General features: G+C 40.6%; 17 protein-coding genes. 10 read left to right on the top strand and 7 right to left on the bottom strand.

Annotated features, from left to right (window positions below):
- From ACX0HA_RS09610 to ACX0HA_RS09600, 3 genes are read left to right on the top strand one after another with little or no spacing between them, the layout of a single operon-like run.
- The gene (locus ACX0HA_RS09610) at positions 1 to 1,365 is read left to right on the top strand and encodes a tetratricopeptide repeat protein (protein ID WP_458845061.1); all 1,365 of its coding nucleotides are present in this window, start codon (positions 1 to 3) and stop codon (positions 1,363 to 1,365) included.
- Positions 1,365 to 2,138 (top strand): DUF4292 domain-containing protein, encoded by a 774-nt coding sequence (locus tag ACX0HA_RS09605; protein ID WP_458845060.1) that lies wholly within the window; start codon positions 1,365 to 1,367, stop codon positions 2,136 to 2,138. Before ACX0HA_RS09610 ends, ACX0HA_RS09605 begins: the two co-directional genes overlap by 1 nt.
- Positions 2,139 to 2,153: 15 nt before the next feature.
- Positions 2,154 to 3,401, top strand: a complete 1,248-nt coding sequence (locus tag ACX0HA_RS09600) for a murein hydrolase activator EnvC family protein (protein WP_458845059.1) — start codon at positions 2,154 to 2,156, stop codon at positions 3,399 to 3,401.
- Positions 3,402 to 3,437: 36 nt separating this feature from the next.
- Here the strand turns inward: ACX0HA_RS09600 and ACX0HA_RS09595 are convergent, their stop codons facing one another.
- Together ACX0HA_RS09595 and ACX0HA_RS09590 are read right to left on the bottom strand one after the other, a co-directional pair.
- On the bottom strand, positions 3,438 to 3,947 hold the full coding sequence (locus ACX0HA_RS09595) for an acyl-CoA thioesterase (protein ID WP_458845058.1): 510 nt from the start codon (positions 3,945 to 3,947) through the stop codon (positions 3,438 to 3,440).
- Between the two features lie 62 nt (positions 3,948 to 4,009).
- Positions 4,010 to 4,954: an HU domain-containing protein gene (locus tag ACX0HA_RS09590; protein ID WP_458845057.1), complete on the bottom strand. Its 945-nt coding sequence runs from the start codon at positions 4,952 to 4,954 to the stop codon at positions 4,010 to 4,012.
- Positions 4,955 to 5,053: 99 nt separating this feature from the next.
- Here ACX0HA_RS09590 and dprA point away from each other — a divergent pair, with 99 nt between their 5' ends.
- Positions 5,054 to 6,157, top strand: coding sequence for a DNA-processing protein DprA (gene dprA / locus ACX0HA_RS09585; protein WP_458845056.1), 1,104 nt, complete (start codon positions 5,054 to 5,056; stop codon positions 6,155 to 6,157).
- A gap of 115 nt (positions 6,158 to 6,272) precedes the next feature.
- Here dprA and trpS read toward each other — a convergent pair whose 3' ends face one another.
- Positions 6,273 to 7,244, bottom strand: a complete 972-nt coding sequence (gene trpS, locus ACX0HA_RS09580) for a tryptophan--tRNA ligase (protein ID WP_458845055.1) — start codon at positions 7,242 to 7,244, stop codon at positions 6,273 to 6,275.
- 76 nt (positions 7,245 to 7,320) lie between these two features.
- Between trpS and ACX0HA_RS09575 the strand changes: the two genes are divergently transcribed.
- On the top strand, positions 7,321 to 8,073 hold the full coding sequence (locus tag ACX0HA_RS09575) for a lysophospholipid acyltransferase family protein (RefSeq protein WP_458845054.1): 753 nt from the start codon (positions 7,321 to 7,323) through the stop codon (positions 8,071 to 8,073).
- A 69-nt stretch (positions 8,074 to 8,142) separates the two neighbouring features.
- Here ACX0HA_RS09575 and ACX0HA_RS09570 read toward each other — a convergent pair whose 3' ends face one another.
- The 4 genes from ACX0HA_RS09570 to recA form a co-directional block, all read right to left on the bottom strand.
- Positions 8,143 to 9,864 (bottom strand): hypothetical protein, encoded by a 1,722-nt coding sequence (locus ACX0HA_RS09570; protein ID WP_458845053.1) that lies wholly within the window; start codon positions 9,862 to 9,864, stop codon positions 8,143 to 8,145.
- Entirely contained in the window at positions 9,861 to 10,403 is a 543-nt protein-coding gene (locus ACX0HA_RS09565) for an RNA polymerase sigma factor (RefSeq protein ID WP_458845052.1), read from the bottom strand. Before ACX0HA_RS09565 ends, ACX0HA_RS09570 begins: the two co-directional genes overlap by 4 nt.
- An 18-nt stretch (positions 10,404 to 10,421) precedes the next feature.
- Positions 10,422 to 10,850: a membrane lipoprotein lipid attachment site-containing protein gene (locus ACX0HA_RS09560; RefSeq protein WP_458845051.1), complete on the bottom strand. Its 429-nt coding sequence runs from the start codon at positions 10,848 to 10,850 to the stop codon at positions 10,422 to 10,424.
- 104 nt (positions 10,851 to 10,954) lie between these two features.
- Positions 10,955 to 11,959, bottom strand: coding sequence for a recombinase RecA (recA, locus tag ACX0HA_RS09555; RefSeq protein WP_458845050.1), 1,005 nt, complete (start codon positions 11,957 to 11,959; stop codon positions 10,955 to 10,957).
- Positions 11,960 to 12,122: 163 nt separating this feature from the next.
- On the opposite strand from recA, the gene ACX0HA_RS09550 reads away from it, so the two are divergent.
- The 5 genes from ACX0HA_RS09550 to trhO all read left to right on the top strand — a co-directional run bounded on the left by ACX0HA_RS09550 (position 12,123) and on the right by trhO (position 14,896).
- The gene (locus tag ACX0HA_RS09550; protein ID WP_458845049.1) at positions 12,123 to 12,647 is read left to right on the top strand and encodes a hypothetical protein; all 525 of its coding nucleotides are present in this window, start codon (positions 12,123 to 12,125) and stop codon (positions 12,645 to 12,647) included.
- Between the two features lies 1 nt (position 12,648).
- Positions 12,649 to 12,849, top strand: a complete 201-nt coding sequence (locus ACX0HA_RS09545) for a hypothetical protein (protein ID WP_458845048.1) — start codon at positions 12,649 to 12,651, stop codon at positions 12,847 to 12,849.
- A 67-nt stretch (positions 12,850 to 12,916) separates the two neighbouring features.
- Positions 12,917 to 13,147: a hypothetical protein gene (locus tag ACX0HA_RS09540; RefSeq protein WP_458845047.1), complete on the top strand. Its 231-nt coding sequence runs from the start codon at positions 12,917 to 12,919 to the stop codon at positions 13,145 to 13,147.
- Positions 13,138 to 13,446, top strand: coding sequence for a type II toxin-antitoxin system RelE/ParE family toxin (locus ACX0HA_RS09535; protein WP_458845046.1), 309 nt, complete (start codon positions 13,138 to 13,140; stop codon positions 13,444 to 13,446). Before ACX0HA_RS09540 ends, ACX0HA_RS09535 begins: the two co-directional genes overlap by 10 nt.
- Before the next feature lie 94 nt (positions 13,447 to 13,540).
- Entirely contained in the window at positions 13,541 to 14,896 is a 1,356-nt protein-coding gene (gene trhO / locus ACX0HA_RS09530; protein WP_458845045.1) for an oxygen-dependent tRNA uridine(34) hydroxylase TrhO, read from the top strand.
- The last annotated feature ends 359 nt before the right edge of the window (positions 14,897 to 15,255 follow it).

The raw sequence follows: 15,255 nt of genomic DNA, 5'->3' as shown, positions 1-15,255 counted from the left end.
ATGAAATTTAAAACCCTTTTTTGCGGAATGCTGCTTTCAGGTACAATGGCTGTTCCTGCTGCCTTGTATGCCCAGGAGCCAAAAGAGCCGGATCAGGTTGCATTGGCGAATGATGAGTTTGAGAATAACTTCTTCGAAGCATTAAAGCAAAAAGGAATCGAGAATTATGATAAGGCAATAAAGTCACTGGAAAAGTGTCTTGCTAAAGAGCCTGCCAATGCGGTGATACTTCATGAACTGGGTAAAAATTACCTGTCAATGAAAAATTATCCGGAGGCCGAAAAGGCTTTCCTGAAAGCCCGCGACCTTGACCCAACGAACCGCTGGTATTGGCAAAGCCTGTATGATGTGTATTACGAAACAAAAGATTTCAATAAATCAATTCCCGTAGTGCAAAAGCTTACCGAGTGGCGCAAGGAATTCTACCAGGAAGATTTGGTATCATTATATATGTATACCCAGCAGTTTGACAAAGCGCTGTCCCTTATCAATGAGATGGAACAGACAGTTGGCATGTCAGAAAAGCGTGAGATGTACAAACTACAGATACTCAGCGACAGCAAATATAAAAAGCCTCAAAAGGAAACATTAGAAGAGGCGATTAAGAAAAACCCGAAAGAGGAATCGAATTACCTTGAGTTGATTTATTTATATTCTGAAAGCAATCAGGAGCAGAAAGCCCAGGAAGTTGCAAAAAAGCTTGAGAAAGAAGTGCCGGGTTCTGATTGGGCACAGGTAAGCCTTTTCAAATTCAACCTGAATAATAACGATGGCAAAAAAGCTGTCGAATCGATGTTCAGGGTTTTAGACAGTAAAAAGATAGATCGCAAGATAAAGCACAGGGTACTTAATGAGTTTCTTATCTATGCTTCGAACAATCCGCAGTACATGGGCGACCTTGACAAAGCGGTGGGTTATTTTGAAGATGACAAGCAGGTAAATGTGCCAAAAGAGATAGGGAAGTTCTTTTTTAGTAAAGACAGATATCCTGAGGCGATGCATTATTTTGAAAAAGGGCTGGCTCAAAGGCCAGATGATATCGAAACTGTAGAATTACTGCTCTATACCTATACTGAAGCAGGCCAGTATGATAAGCTCCTTAAAAAATCGGGCGAGTATATAGATATGTATCCTACGCATGCACGCCTGTACTATTTTGCGGGGCTGGCATCTAACCAGGCAAAACAATATGCGAAGGCTAAAGACTACCTGGAAACAGGTATCGATTTTGTAGTGGAAGATCCTGAACTTGAATTGAAAATAACAAAACAGCTGACCGAAACCTATACCGGCCTTGGCGATACTAAAAAGAAAAATGAAATGGTTCAGCGTCAGGCTAAACTTGAAAAATCTAAAAGCAATTAATGAAAAAAATAGCAGTCATACTATTTGTGGTATTCTCTCTTGCTTCGTGTAAAACCAAACAGGCTGTTATTGCCGAGGGTAATGCCGGAGAAGAAAAGGCCGTAAAAGAAATTATAGACGGGCATTATAGTAATGCCAAAGATTTCAAAACGCTTTTGATAAAAGCATCTGTTGATTATAAGGATAAAAAAACCAAGCAGAGCATTAATGCCGAGGTGCGCATCAAAAAAGATGAAACGATACTGGTTAGCGTTCGCTTTTTAGGGATTACCATGGCAAAAGCTATTATTACCCCGACAAGGGTAAGCTATTACGAAAAGATCAACAGTACCTATTTTGACGGCAATTATGCGGCACTGAGCAAATGGCTTGGCACTGAACTTGACTATGAAAAAGTTCAGAACATGCTTTTAGGAAATGCCATTTATGACCTTAACAAAGGAAAGTATGCTGCTTCTTTAGAAAACGGCCAGCATAAGCTGCAGTCAATGGACAGGTCGTCCTTAACAAAAATGTTTTTGTTTGAAGGTGGAAATTACCTCCTGAAGAGCGAGTCAATAAAACAGGCCGGACAGGAACCGCGCAGTTTACAGATTGCCTATCCTGCTCACAGGGAGTATCCTAAAGGAGTGCTACCTTCGGCAATAAAAATTGAAGCTGAACAAAAAGACAACGTGACCCTGAATATAGAATATAATACGGTTACCTTTGACGAAAATCTTACGTTTCCGTATGAAGTTCCCGAAGGATATGACCAGATCTTTGTAGACTAAATCACAACACAAACCATGACCAGATTTTTCGTTACTATTTTTTTTATATGCTTTACCGTTCTTGGTTATGGCCAGACTGACCAGCGCAAAAAACTGGAACAGCGCAAGGCCCAAATCCTGAAAGAGATGAAGGAATTGCAAAATCTTGAATCGCAGAGTAAGACTAAAGAAAAATCGGTGCTCGGAAAAATTGAGGAGAATAGCACCAAGATAAAACTGAGTGAAAGGCTCATCAGCACTACTGCAAAACAAACGCGACTGCTGACAGATGACATTTATACCAACCAGTTAAGCATTAATAAACTTAACAGGGAACTAAAAGTACTTAAGGAAGATTATGCCAATATGGTAGTAAAGGCATACAAGAGCCGTTCTGAGCAAAGCCGTATCATGTTCATATTGTCTTCTGAGAATTTTCTTCAGGCTTACAAGCGCATGCAGTACATGAAACAATATGCGAGTTTCAGAAAAGTACAGGGCGACGAGATACGATCTAAAATGGCCGAGCTTGAAGAGCGTGTAACAACACTTTCAGGACAGAAGAAAGAAAAAGAAGTACTGCTTGTAGAAAGTGAAAAGCAAAAGAAAGATTTGGTGAAAGATAAGCAGGAGCAGGAAACACTGGTAAAAGCCATTCGTAAGGATAAGAAAAAATATGCTTCTGAAATTAAAAAGAAACAGCAGGAGGCAAGGGATATTGACAGGAAGATCGATAAGATGATCAAAGATGCTATTGCCGCTGCCAACAAAAAAGCAGCAGCTAAAGCAACTACTGCAGCCGAGAAAAAAGAGATTACCGAAGCGGCCAAAAAAGAGCCGAACAAAATTGTGATGACCAAAGAAGAAAAGCTTACGGCAAGCAACTTTGTGGCTAATAAAGGAAAACTTCCGTGGCCGGTACGCGAAGGTTATGTCTCTTCACGATTTGGAAGAAATGAGAGTCCTTATGAAAAAGGAGTGATTGTAGAAAATAACTATATTGAAATTGCTACCAATAAAGGCAGTGCGGTTAGGGCTATCTTTAATGGGGAGGTAACTTTGGTGCAGATAATATCAGGAACAAAAACAGTAACCGTAAGGCATGGTGATTACCTGACGATGTACTTCAACCTTGGTTCTGTAAGTGTAGATGTAGGAGATAAAGTTACGACCGGACAAAATATAGGTACGGTTTATACCTATCCTTCCGGTAAAACGGTAATGAGGTTCTATGTGTCGCAAAACTCAAAATTCCTTAATCCGGAATCCTGGATAACAAAATAGAAAAAAGAAACCCTCGCCATTGGCGAGGGTTTCTTTTTATATAAATAATGCTTTCAGTTCTGTTGCATCATGTGGGTTCATTTTTCCGGCAAGTACAAGGCTTAACTGTTTCCTTCTTAGTGCAGCTTCATAGCGTTGTTGCTCAAGTTCGGTTTGAGGTTCTATGGCTGGCACTTCTACCGGTCTTCCTGTTTCATCTACAGCTACAAAGGTATAGATGGCTTCATTAGCTTTATGCCTGATTCCGCTTTCGCGGTCTTCAATCCATACATCAATAAATACCTCCATGGAAGTTTTAAAGGTGCGTGATATTTTAGCTTCAACGGTAACAACACTTCCCAGAGGGATGGCGCGGTTAAAAGCTACGTGGTTTACCGATGCGGTCACCACAATCCTGCGGGAATGCCTTCTGGCGGCAATACTTGCTGCACGGTCCATGCGTGCTAATAGTTCTCCACCAAAAAGGTTGTTAAGTGGATTGGTCTCGCCCGGTAATACCAGGTCGGTCATGATACACATTGAATCGGAAGGAAATTTTGCCTGCATTCGTTTTTTTGGCAAAGATAGTGCAGAAGCAAAAAAAATCTCCCGGATGGGAGATTCAATTTTTATAATTCTTTTACAAGAAGCCAGGCATCGCTGTTTTCTGTTCGTTTAATGCTGTTCATTTTTGCCTGAGCTTCGGCTAGTGTTTTAAAGCTTCCGTAGCCTACCTGAAAAAGGCCAAATTTATTCTTGCCTAGTTTGCGGGCGTTATAACCTTTAGATACCAGCTGATTTACAGCTTTTTGTGCATTGTCTTCGCTTTTAAAAGCGCCGGCTACAACGTGGTAAGGATAGGTAGATGCCTTTTCTTCTTTTAGTGGAAGCTTAACGGCAGGCATAGGGCTTTCTATAAAAAAGGTAGCCTGTTGTATCCTTTCGGTTACCTGCTCCTGTACCGATTGTTCTACAAGAAGTGTTTCTGTAGCGATCTCGTGGTCACGGTACATTTTAAAGCCTGCACCGCCTACGCTTGTCATCACGGCAAATACAGCAGCATACTTAAGGTAGGAGTAGTTTTTCTTTCTTTCCGGGGTAAAGATAACCGGAGCCATCTCTTCTAATTTTTCGGCAACAGCTTTAAGCTCTTCTCTTTTTATTGCCGGAGATATTACATTGGTAAGCCCGAAAGCTTCGGCAAGGTAATTTACCGGAGTATCCGGTGCAAATACGATATTGCCTTCTATGTTATGAGCAACGGTGCCCAGATTTTTAAGAATCAGGGTTTCCCAGTTTTGCAGTCTTTTATTCCATTGTTCAACAGTCTGCGAAATATTTGCCACAGCCTGCTCGTAAGAAATTTTTTCCTGTAATGCGATATGGTTGGCTAAAAGCCCGTCATTATTTTTTAAATTCGCATTGAATGAAATCAGTTTTTTAGGAGGATAGAATGTATAGGTGTCATTGTTTAGCTGTGCAGGCTGGGTTTCGGTCAGAAACGCGCCGAAGCCGGGAACGCTAACGCACTGGTAGCGATACAATAAAGCCGATATATGTTTTTCTATCATCATAAGAACAAAATTAACAATTCAACGCAAGTTGCAAAATTTTATTCACAATTTTTATTAACAATACGCAACAATACGATAAACGCCATATAAAACCGATTAATGACTGATTCTGAATTACTTAATATACTAGCCCTCATGCGTGTTGAGGGTGTAGGTGATATCGTCGCCAAAAGACTTATCAACCATCTTGGCTCTGCCGAAGCTGTTTTCAAAGCTAAAAAATCACAAATAACCGCCATAGAAGGAATAGGGGAAGTTGTATACAATAGCCTTAAAGGAGCAAATACTTTTAAACTGGCTGAGGCCGAAATGAAATTCATCAGTGATAACACTATCAGGCCGCTGTACTATCAGGAAAAAGATTACCCTGACAGGCTAAAGCATTGTATAGACGGACCAGTGATTTTATTTACATCAGGTAATATAAATTTGGAAGGGCGTAAAACAATAAGCATTGTGGGTACAAGGCAGATGACATCCTATGGTTCTGATTTTTGCCGAAAGCTTATTGAAGACCTTGTGCCGCTCAATCCGGTAATAATAAGCGGATTTGCCTATGGGGTAGATATTCATGCACATGCCATTGCTATGGAGCAGGGACTGCAAACTATAGGTGTCGTGGCTCATGGACTCAATCAGGTATATCCGAAGGTGCATAAAAAGTATGTATCTAAAATGGAAGAGAATGGTGGCTTTATGACCGAGTTTTGGAGTACGTCGAATCCGGATAAGGAAAATTTTGTAAGGCGTAACCGCATTGTAGCGGGACTTAGCGAAGCGACCATTATAATAGAGAGTGCTGACAAAGGCGGCTCATTGATCACGGCCAATATTGCTAATGACTACAATCGCGATGTGTTTGCAGTGCCCGGCCGCGTGACGGATAAATACAGCATGGGCTGCAACAATCTTATAAAAAGCCAGCGTGCCAATGTGCTTACTGATGCTGCCGACCTTGTATATATGCTCAACTGGCAGCTGGAAGAGGATAAGAAAAAACCGGTGCAGAAACAGCTTTTTGTTGTGCTCGAAGATGACGAGCAAAAAGTCTATGACTACCTTCTAAAACATGGTAAAGAACTGATGGATATCATTGCGCTCGAATGCGAAATGCCCATCTTTAAAATATCTTCGCTGCTCCTAAATATGGAACTCAAAGGTGTAATACGTCCGCTGCCAGGGAAACTATTTGAGGCGATTTGATAGTAGACAGTGGCAGTCACAGTTTTCAGTTCGAATGATTACAAATAGAAAAAGTTCACAAAGGAATCCTTATAAAAGAGACTTTGTGAACTTTTTTATTACTGTAAACTGTTAACTATTCGTAACCCAGTTTCGTCCTTACTTTTTTCAGAACACCATTAGCAACTGTAGCTGCTTTTTCGGCTCCTGTTTTTAATAAGGCATCAACTTCAGGGAGGTTAGCCATATAGTAAGCATATTTTTCTCTTATGATTGCAAATTTCTCAACGATAACCTCAAACAAAGCCTGTTTAGCATGGCCATAGCCATAATTGCCGCCAAGATAGTTGGCACGCATTGCCTCAATCTGCTCCGGTGTTGCTAATAATTTATATAAAGCAAATACATTACATGTATCAGGATTCTTAGGGTCTTCCAGAGGAGTGCTGTCGGTCTCAATGCTCATTACCTGTTTGCGCAACGCTTTGTCGTCCTGGAAGATATTGATAAAGTTATTTCTCGACTTACTCATTTTCTCCCCGTCTGTACCGGGAATTATTTTAGTGTCATCTCCGGTAACCGCTTCTGGCAGTACAAAGGTCTCGCCCATCTGGTGGTTAAAGCGTGAAGCGACATCACGGGTAATCTCTATATGCTGTACCTGGTCTTTACCTACCGGTACAAAATTGGCATCATATAATAATATGTCGGCAGCCATAAGCATAGGATAGGTAAACAATCCGGCATTCACGTCTTCCAGCCTGTCGGCCTTATCTTTAAAAGAGTGTGCCAGCGTTAAACGCTGAAATGGGAAGAAGCAGCTAAGGTACCACGACAGCTCTGCCGTCTGGGGTACATCGCTCTGGCGGTAAAACACAACTTTGTTAATGTCAAGTCCGCACGCAAGCCATGTTGCGGCTACGCTATAGGTATTAGCGCGCAGTGTTGCACCGTCCTTGATCTGCGTGGTAGAGTGCAGGTCGGCTATAAATAAAAATGAGTCGTTCTCAGGTTTGTTAGCCATTTCCACGGCCGGTAGTATGGCACCTAAAAGGTTGCCAAGGTGAGGGGTTCCGGTGCTTTGCACTCCGGTTAATATTCTTGCCATTCTACAAAAATTGAAATTTTTACAAAGGTAAACGATTTGGTAACAAAATAAGGATTGAATCCTTACATTTGGAAATATGAAAATAGTGAAATATTTTTTGTGGACGCTTTGGCGTATATGGTTCTACATCCTTATGGGTGTGCCAATTATAATACTGTCTCCAATACTCATTCTCTCAATAGCATCTGAAAAAACCTATCCGCAGTTTTTTGTACTGGCGCGGCTATGGGCAAAGATCATATTATTTGGTATGGGGCTTCCCTATAAAATTGAACGCGAACAGGAAATGGAAAAGGGTAAAAGCTATATGCTTGTAGCGAATCATACTTCCATGACCGATATTATGCTGATGCTGGTAGTATCCAAAAATCCATTTGTATTTGTAGGGAAAAAGGAACTGGTAAAAATTCCCATTTTCGGTTTCTTTTATAAACGTACGTGTATACTGGTAGACCGTAAAAGTTCCAAGAGCCGGTTTGAAGTTTTTAAGCGCGCACAAAAAAGGCTTGACCAGGGCTTGAGTATTTGTATTTTCCCTGAAGGAGGTGTGCCCGAAGATGAAACCGTATTACTTGACGAATTCAAGGATGGTGCTTTCAGGCTGGCCATAGAACATCAGATACCTATTGTACCCATGAGCTTCTACGATAACAAAAGGCGTTTTTCATTTAATTTCTTTAGTGGCTCCCCGGGTTTGATAAAAGCCAAAGTACATGCGTTTGTATCGACCGATGGACTGACCATGGATGATAAAACCGACCTGAAAGACCTTAAGGATAAAGTAAGGCAGATCATTTACCACGACTTATTGCTGAACAGCAAAAAATAAAAGCACCCCGGTATGTGAGCGCTTTTAAAAAGGAACTACCCAAAATAGTTTCCGGGCAAACCAACATGCCTAGAAACTAAAACTTACACCGGAATACAGACCTATGAAATAAGGTTTAAAATTACCTGCATCCCTGCTGTATGCGTTTACCTGATATTTGAATGTCGGTTCAAAATTTGCCTGGAATGATTCCCAGAATTTGTATTTGAAGCCCACACCCACATTGGTACTGAAGTGTAAATTATTCAGGTTTTGTGCCTGGCCTACTTCGGTACTCATACCTGTAGACGATACAACACTTACATTATTCTCATTCAGGAAAAGTCCGCTGACACCACCGATCAGGTCAATGCCAAATTTCTTATTCACTAAAGCATAGCTCATCTCAAGTGGTATTTCTATATAACCTGTTTTCTGAACCATTGAACCTTCCATAAGCTGAGTTGACTGTCCATCGATAAGGAAAGGTTCCGGTGAGACATCTCCCGGATTTTGTATAACGATGTTTGCAGCTTTAGATTCGCCAATATTAGATGTCAGGCCGTTTAGCGAAGCATAATAAGCGATGTCGTTAGTAGAATAGTTAAGGTTAACGGTATTGATGCCCGAACGTATACTTATCCTGTCACTAACCGCATAGTTGATACCCAAACCATAGCTCAGGTCATTATCATACGATTTGCTGTTTGATGCAAACTGCTCGTTGATAGGCGAGCCATCAGATAATGAGCTATAGAATACAGGGGCTACCTGCGGTTTGATGTTCCAGCGCTCTTTACTTTTTTTATTTTCGGCAACAGCCTTATCTTCTTCTTTGCCTTTCAGTTTTTCCTGAAGCAATTTCTCAAGTTCATTTTCAGGAACTATCGTTGCAGCCGTATCAATTTGAGTTTGGGCTACAGCCTCTGTCGGCGGAATGTTCTTGTCAATGATGGTGTTACTTTTAACGGCAGTGCCAGTTTCGGCATTTGCCGGATCTGCAGCTTTTGAGTTATCAGTACCGGCTACACCTTCGGCAGCAATAGCATTGTTAATTGCATTCTGCCTTTGTATTATATTGCTTTGGTTAGCTCGATTAGTGCTGTCCGTATTTTTGATTGATGATTTAGTGTCAACTGCTGCAAGTCCTTCGTTAGCCAAAGCCGCTTTTTGATTTTGAGGAGCATTGGCAGGATTTAAAGCGCTGTTGTTTTTGTTTGATTGATTGATTGTTTCAGAAGACGCAACAGCATCACCCTGACGGATCGCCGCGTTACGTTTAACTTTTTTACCGTTCTTTCTGTTGATGATTGTATTGTGGCCTTCATGGGCTACAGCAGTATTGCCGCTGCCAAAAGAAGGAACTGTATTTTTGTTAATGCTGTTTGGTTGTGCAGTTGTGCTGCCGGTAGCATTGGTGTTGTTATCGCCTGATGCTACAGCAGTATTAGTATTGTTGATGTTGTTGGTTTCAGTTGAAGTTCCTGTAGCCGATGGGCCGGTCTGGTCAGGAGTTGTTGCCGGTGATGCTTTGAGTGCATCTGTCGGTGTTGCTGTAGTATTTTCGATAACTACAGCAGGAGCGTTTACAGCAGGATTTTCCGCATCGTTAATAAACAATGTAGTTATAAATCCGCCAAGCACCAATAGTGCCGCTACACCCGATAGCCTAAACCATAACGGGATAACTCTGCGTTTCTTTTTTTCCTGTAACTCCTCCCGTATGTTTTCCCATACAAATTCAGGAGGGGCGACTTCAAAGTCCTTGAACTTTTCCTGGAATAGCCTGTCTAAATTATGTTTCTCGTTCATTTTGCCGATGGTATGCTATTGCCCTGTAGGGCTTCAATTTTTTCTTTTAATATCATCCTTGCACGGGCAAGGTTGGATTTTGAGGTGCCGTCAGTAATACTGAGCATCTCTGCAATTTCTTTATGCGAATAGCCGTCTATAACATACAGGTTAAAAACCATCCTGTACCTGTCGGGTAGTTCCTGGATAATGCTTAACAGATAGTCCATAGATATGCTTTCGCTCTCAATCTCAACATCGGCCACATCGGGTATGTTCTCGCTTACCAGTTCGAAGATGCCTTCTGAACGGTACCTTTGGAGCACATTGTTTATCATTACCCTTTTTGCCCAGCCTTCAAAGGAACCCTTGAACTGGAACTGGCCAATTTTTTGAAAGATCAGCAGGAAGCCGTCCTGAAGATTGTCTTCGGCATCGGCGCGGTTGCGCGAATACTTCAGACAGGCCGCAAACATCTTAGGAGCAAGAAGCTTATATAGCTGTTCCTGCGCCCGGATGCTGTTCTTCTGGCAATCCTGTATGAGCTGATCTAAACCCAAATGCTATGTTAGTTTAAGTTATAGTTTAACGGGTATCATTACCTGTGTATATGTTTTATTGCCTTCTACATCAAGGCCTCTAAAAAATTTAAAATAATAGGCATTGGAACTGGTATACGATTCATCGCATGAAAAGGTAAAGGATCTTTCCTCTATGGTATTGGTTTCGTATTTTTTGCATTCCCCTTCCTGGCGCACCATTGTCTGTACAGCTATAATAACAGATTCTCCGTCTTTTTCAGAATGAAAGCGGTCAAACAGGTAGCAGCCATTAGGTTTGATGAATTTTGCCCTTACCTCATAAGTGTGCCCGGGCACTACATATTCAGGGATAAGTACAGCCTCAATAGGTAAGAATTCGACATTATATCTAACATCTTCATCCGGGTCAAGGGAACAGGAAGAAATGATAAATAATGCAGTAAATAATAGTAAAATCTTTTTCATAAATCGTTCAGCGTAAAAAACCGGTTTATAGATAGATACAAAAAACGTAAAAGGTTGCGTAATAACAATAAAAAAACCCGAAAAAATCGGGTTTTGATATTTAATTAAGAAGCTTGTTCTTTAATCATGTCTTTTATTTTCAGTTCCAGCTCATCGGCAAGTTCCGGATTGTCTTTTATCAGTGATTTGACAGCATCACGTCCCTGGCCTAATTTGGTATCGCCGTAGCTGAACCATGAGCCCGATTTCTTGATGATCTCGAACTCCACTGCAAGGTCAAGAATCTCACCTGTTTTAGAAACGCCTTCACCATACATGATGTCGAATTCAGCCGTTTTAAAAGGAGGTGCTACTTTGTTCTTAACGATCTTTACTTTGGTACGGTTACCTATTACATTCTCACCGTCTTTGATCTGCGCTGCACGGCGGATGTCTATCCTTACCGAAGCGTAGAATTTAAGTGCGTTACCACCGGTAGTGGTTTCAGGGTTACCAAACATCACACCGATCTTCTCACGAAGCTGGTTGATGAAGAATACCGTACAGTTGGTTTTACTGATCGTAGCCGTAAGTTTTCTCAAAGCCTGAGACATCAAACGTGCGTGAAGACCCATTTTAGAATCTCCCATCTCGCCTTCGATCTCGCTCTTAGGTGTAAGAGCAGCAACCGAGTCAATTACAACAATATCGATAGCACCTGAACGGATAAGGTTCTCAGCGATCTCAAGTGCCTGTTCACCGTTGTCCGGCTGTGATATAATAAGGTTTTCGATATCTACACCAAGCTTCTCAGCATAGCTGCGGTCAAATGCATGCTCAGCATCGATAAAGGCGGCTATACCGCCTGCTTTTTGAGCCTCAGCGATAGCGTGAAGCGTAAGTGTAGTTTTACCTGACGATTCAGGTCCATATATTTCTATTATTCTTCCGCGGGGGTAACCATTAACGCCAAGGGCAAGGTCTACGCCCAGCGATCCTGATGGGATTGCTTCAACTTCTTCTACGGCTTTGTCGCCTAAACGCATTACAGTTCCTTTACCATAAGACTTGTCCAGCTTATCTAATGTAAGCTGTAACGCCTTCTTTTTTGCTTCTATATCTCCGCTCATTTTTTGTATATGATTTTGGGTAAAAATAATGCTTTTTTTTGGTGTGGCAATGTGAGGGTGAGGGTTGTGGATAAGTTTATTTTTGATTGAAAGAATTAAAAAAATTCTTACAAGAAAGGATTTTTTGAGAAAAATTTTGTAGTTTTATATATAAAATATAAGTATGTCAAATACAGAAATAGTAACGTTAATTGGTGTAGGGCTAACCTTTTTTATCGGAGTTTTTAATCTTATAATCACATTTAGAAATGTAAAAAAGACCACATTTATAAATTCAGTAACGGCTTCTAGAATTAAATATATTCAAGATTTAAGAGAAAACATTTCTCGATTCTGTGCTTTAGCGTACAGCTATAATAAAAGAATCTATAAGTTACAAAAAGAGCAAGTTTGGGAATTACACAAAGAAGCTGATAGCTTAAAATTTTTGATTAGGCTTTATTTAAATCCAGAAGATAAATATTGGGATAATAAAATCATTAATTTAATAGATCAGATACTTTTAAAGTCTGGAGAAAAAAATGATCCTACTTCTTCAATAAATGAACTTATAACGATCACTCAGTATTTGCTGAAATTGGAATGGGAGGGTGCTAAAAAAGAATCTGAAATAGGCTCTGTCTCTGATATAAAGAAAAAGGAGTTGTATAATAAATATGTTGAGTTACATAAAAAAATTCAGAAATAGTATGAAAAGAAATAAAATATATTATTTGGGGACTATGTTTACAATAGTAGGTTTTTGTCTTTTAGGATGTGGAATAGGTAATTTATTTGACAGTTTTGGCGAAGGTGTTTTAATTGGTTTGGGATTAGGTTTGGTTGTCACATCTTTAATTTTTTTTAAAACATATAGGAGATTATTGTCGTTTGAAAAAGATTATATTTAATGTTACATATAGAATATTTAAAGAAAAACAAATTTCCCTAACTTTGTTTTATAAATGTTGAATGAATATGACTGCAATTGAAAATATAAAAAACGGATTGATTGACAGAATACTTGCAACTAAAAATGAAAAGCTTCTTCAGGCAATAAGTACAATTTTTGAATCTGCTAAGGATGAAGAGGTCGTTGGTTTGTCTTCTGAGCAATTGGAAATGCTGGCAATGAGTGAAGACGACATAGCTAATGGAAGACTTATATCTGAAGATGATTTAGATAAATTAGACTCCGGATGGCGTTAAAAGTGTTTTGGACTGAAACGGCACTTCGTCAACGAAACTTAATTTTTGAATATTGGAATGAGAGAAACGGAAGCGTTTCATATTCTTTAAAGCTATTTACAAAAATTAAGGAGCGTACAGATATCCTTAAAATAAATCCTGAAATTGGGAAAAAGACTGAGCATAAAAATATGCATGCTGTATCTTTAGGGCATTATAGTATATTTTATCAATTTGACACATCTAAAATCGTAGTCACCGCTTTTTGGGATAATCGCCAGGAGCCTAAGAAAATATTGAAACACCTCAAAAAGGGATAACCATTTGCCCATTTCCCAAAAATTTCTACCTTTGCACCCGGTTCCGCCATTGTGAACCGGTACATATTGAATATCTCACTTAAAATTGTATAGCATGCAACTGTTCAACACTTTAAGCGCAGAAGAAAGAACCGCCCTTATCGAGGAAAGCGGCAAACAGCGCCTTACGCTGTCTTTCTACGCCTACGCAAAAATCCCTGATCCAAAACAATTTCGCGATTCGCTTTTCTTAGCCTGGAACCCACTGGAGGTACTTGGTAGGATATACGTTGCCAAAGAAGGTATCAACGCCCAACTTTCGCTTCCTGCAGATCATTTCTACGAATTCAAAGACCACTTAGGTACCATACCGTTCCTTAACGGAATCCGCCTTAATGTGGCGGTAGAGCAGGACGACCTTTCGTTCCTTAAGCTTACTATTAAAGTACGTGATAAAGTCGTTGCCGACGGACTTAACGACGATACTTTTGATGTGACCAATATCGGGATTCACCTGAAGGCGCAGGAATTCAACACTATGCTGGAAGACCCCAACACTATCGTGGTCGATATGCGTAACCACTACGAAAGTGAGATCGGACATTTCCGTGGTGCCATCACTCCGGATGTGGACACGTTCCGTGAATCACTCCCTATCATCGAAGAGCAATTAGCAGAACATAAAGAAGGTAAAAACCTGCTGATGTACTGTACCGGAGGTATCCGGTGCGAAAAAGCATCGGCGTTCTTTAAACATAAAGGTTTCCAGAATGTATACCAGCTTGAGGGCGGTATCATTGAATATACACGCCAGGTAAAGGCTGAAGGCCTTGAAAGCAAATTCATAGGTAAGAACTTCGTATTCGATGCCCGCCTTGGTGAGCGTATTACTGACGATATCGTTTCGCAATGCCACCAGTGCGGTAAACCGTGCGACAACCATACCAACTGTTTTAATGAGGCGTGCCACTTATTGTTCATCCAGTGTGATGAATGTAAAGAGGCTTCAGACAATTGTTGTTCATCAGCCTGCCAGGATATTTTCCATATGCCGGAAGAGGAACAAAGAGCACTTCGCCGTGGCATCATGAACGGAAACATGATCTTCAAAAAAGGCAAGGCTGACCGTCTTACCTTCAAGAAAACGGGAGAGGCTGTCTCTGATGTTACATTAGGTTCGGCTACCAAAACAAAAACCGTTCGTCCAAGAATAAAGAAAACGCTTGTAGGTAAAGGCGAACACTATTTCCCTAAAGCCGAGGTAGGCCAGTTCATCATCGAGAACCAGGAACTTCATGTTGGCGATACCGTTATTATTTCAGGCCCTACTACAGGCGAAGAGCAATTGGTTATCGAAAAAATGCGCGTTAACGGACAGGATGGTACTACAGCTGTAAAAGGCGATAAAGTAACCTTTAGTGTTCCGTTCAGGATTCGCCTTTCGGATAAATTGTTTAAAATTATAGGGTAACACCTTTTAATATATACTAAATGGAACCTGCATGAGAGTGCAGGTTTTTTTTGTGGTCTTGCCTTTGTGATATGTATGAGTAAGCTTTCCCTCCTTTGGAGGCGTGGCTGAAAGCAGGGATGGTTAAACTGAATCGAAAAACCACCTCACCCTACGTCCTGATAGCTATCGGGACTCTAAAGGAGGGGGGAAGTCGTTATGTTTCTTATTAACGTAAACAATGATAATCAACATCTTCTACGTAACCCATACCCCAAACATCAGCCTTTACAACATTCCCGCAAAAAAATGCTATCTTTACCCGCAAAACATTTTTACGAACGAGTAGCGGTACGACCGCGATCTATATATAAACACGA

The organism is Flavobacterium hauense, from assembly GCF_054457175.1.
This window is presented reverse-complemented; position numbering and strand designations above follow the sequence as displayed.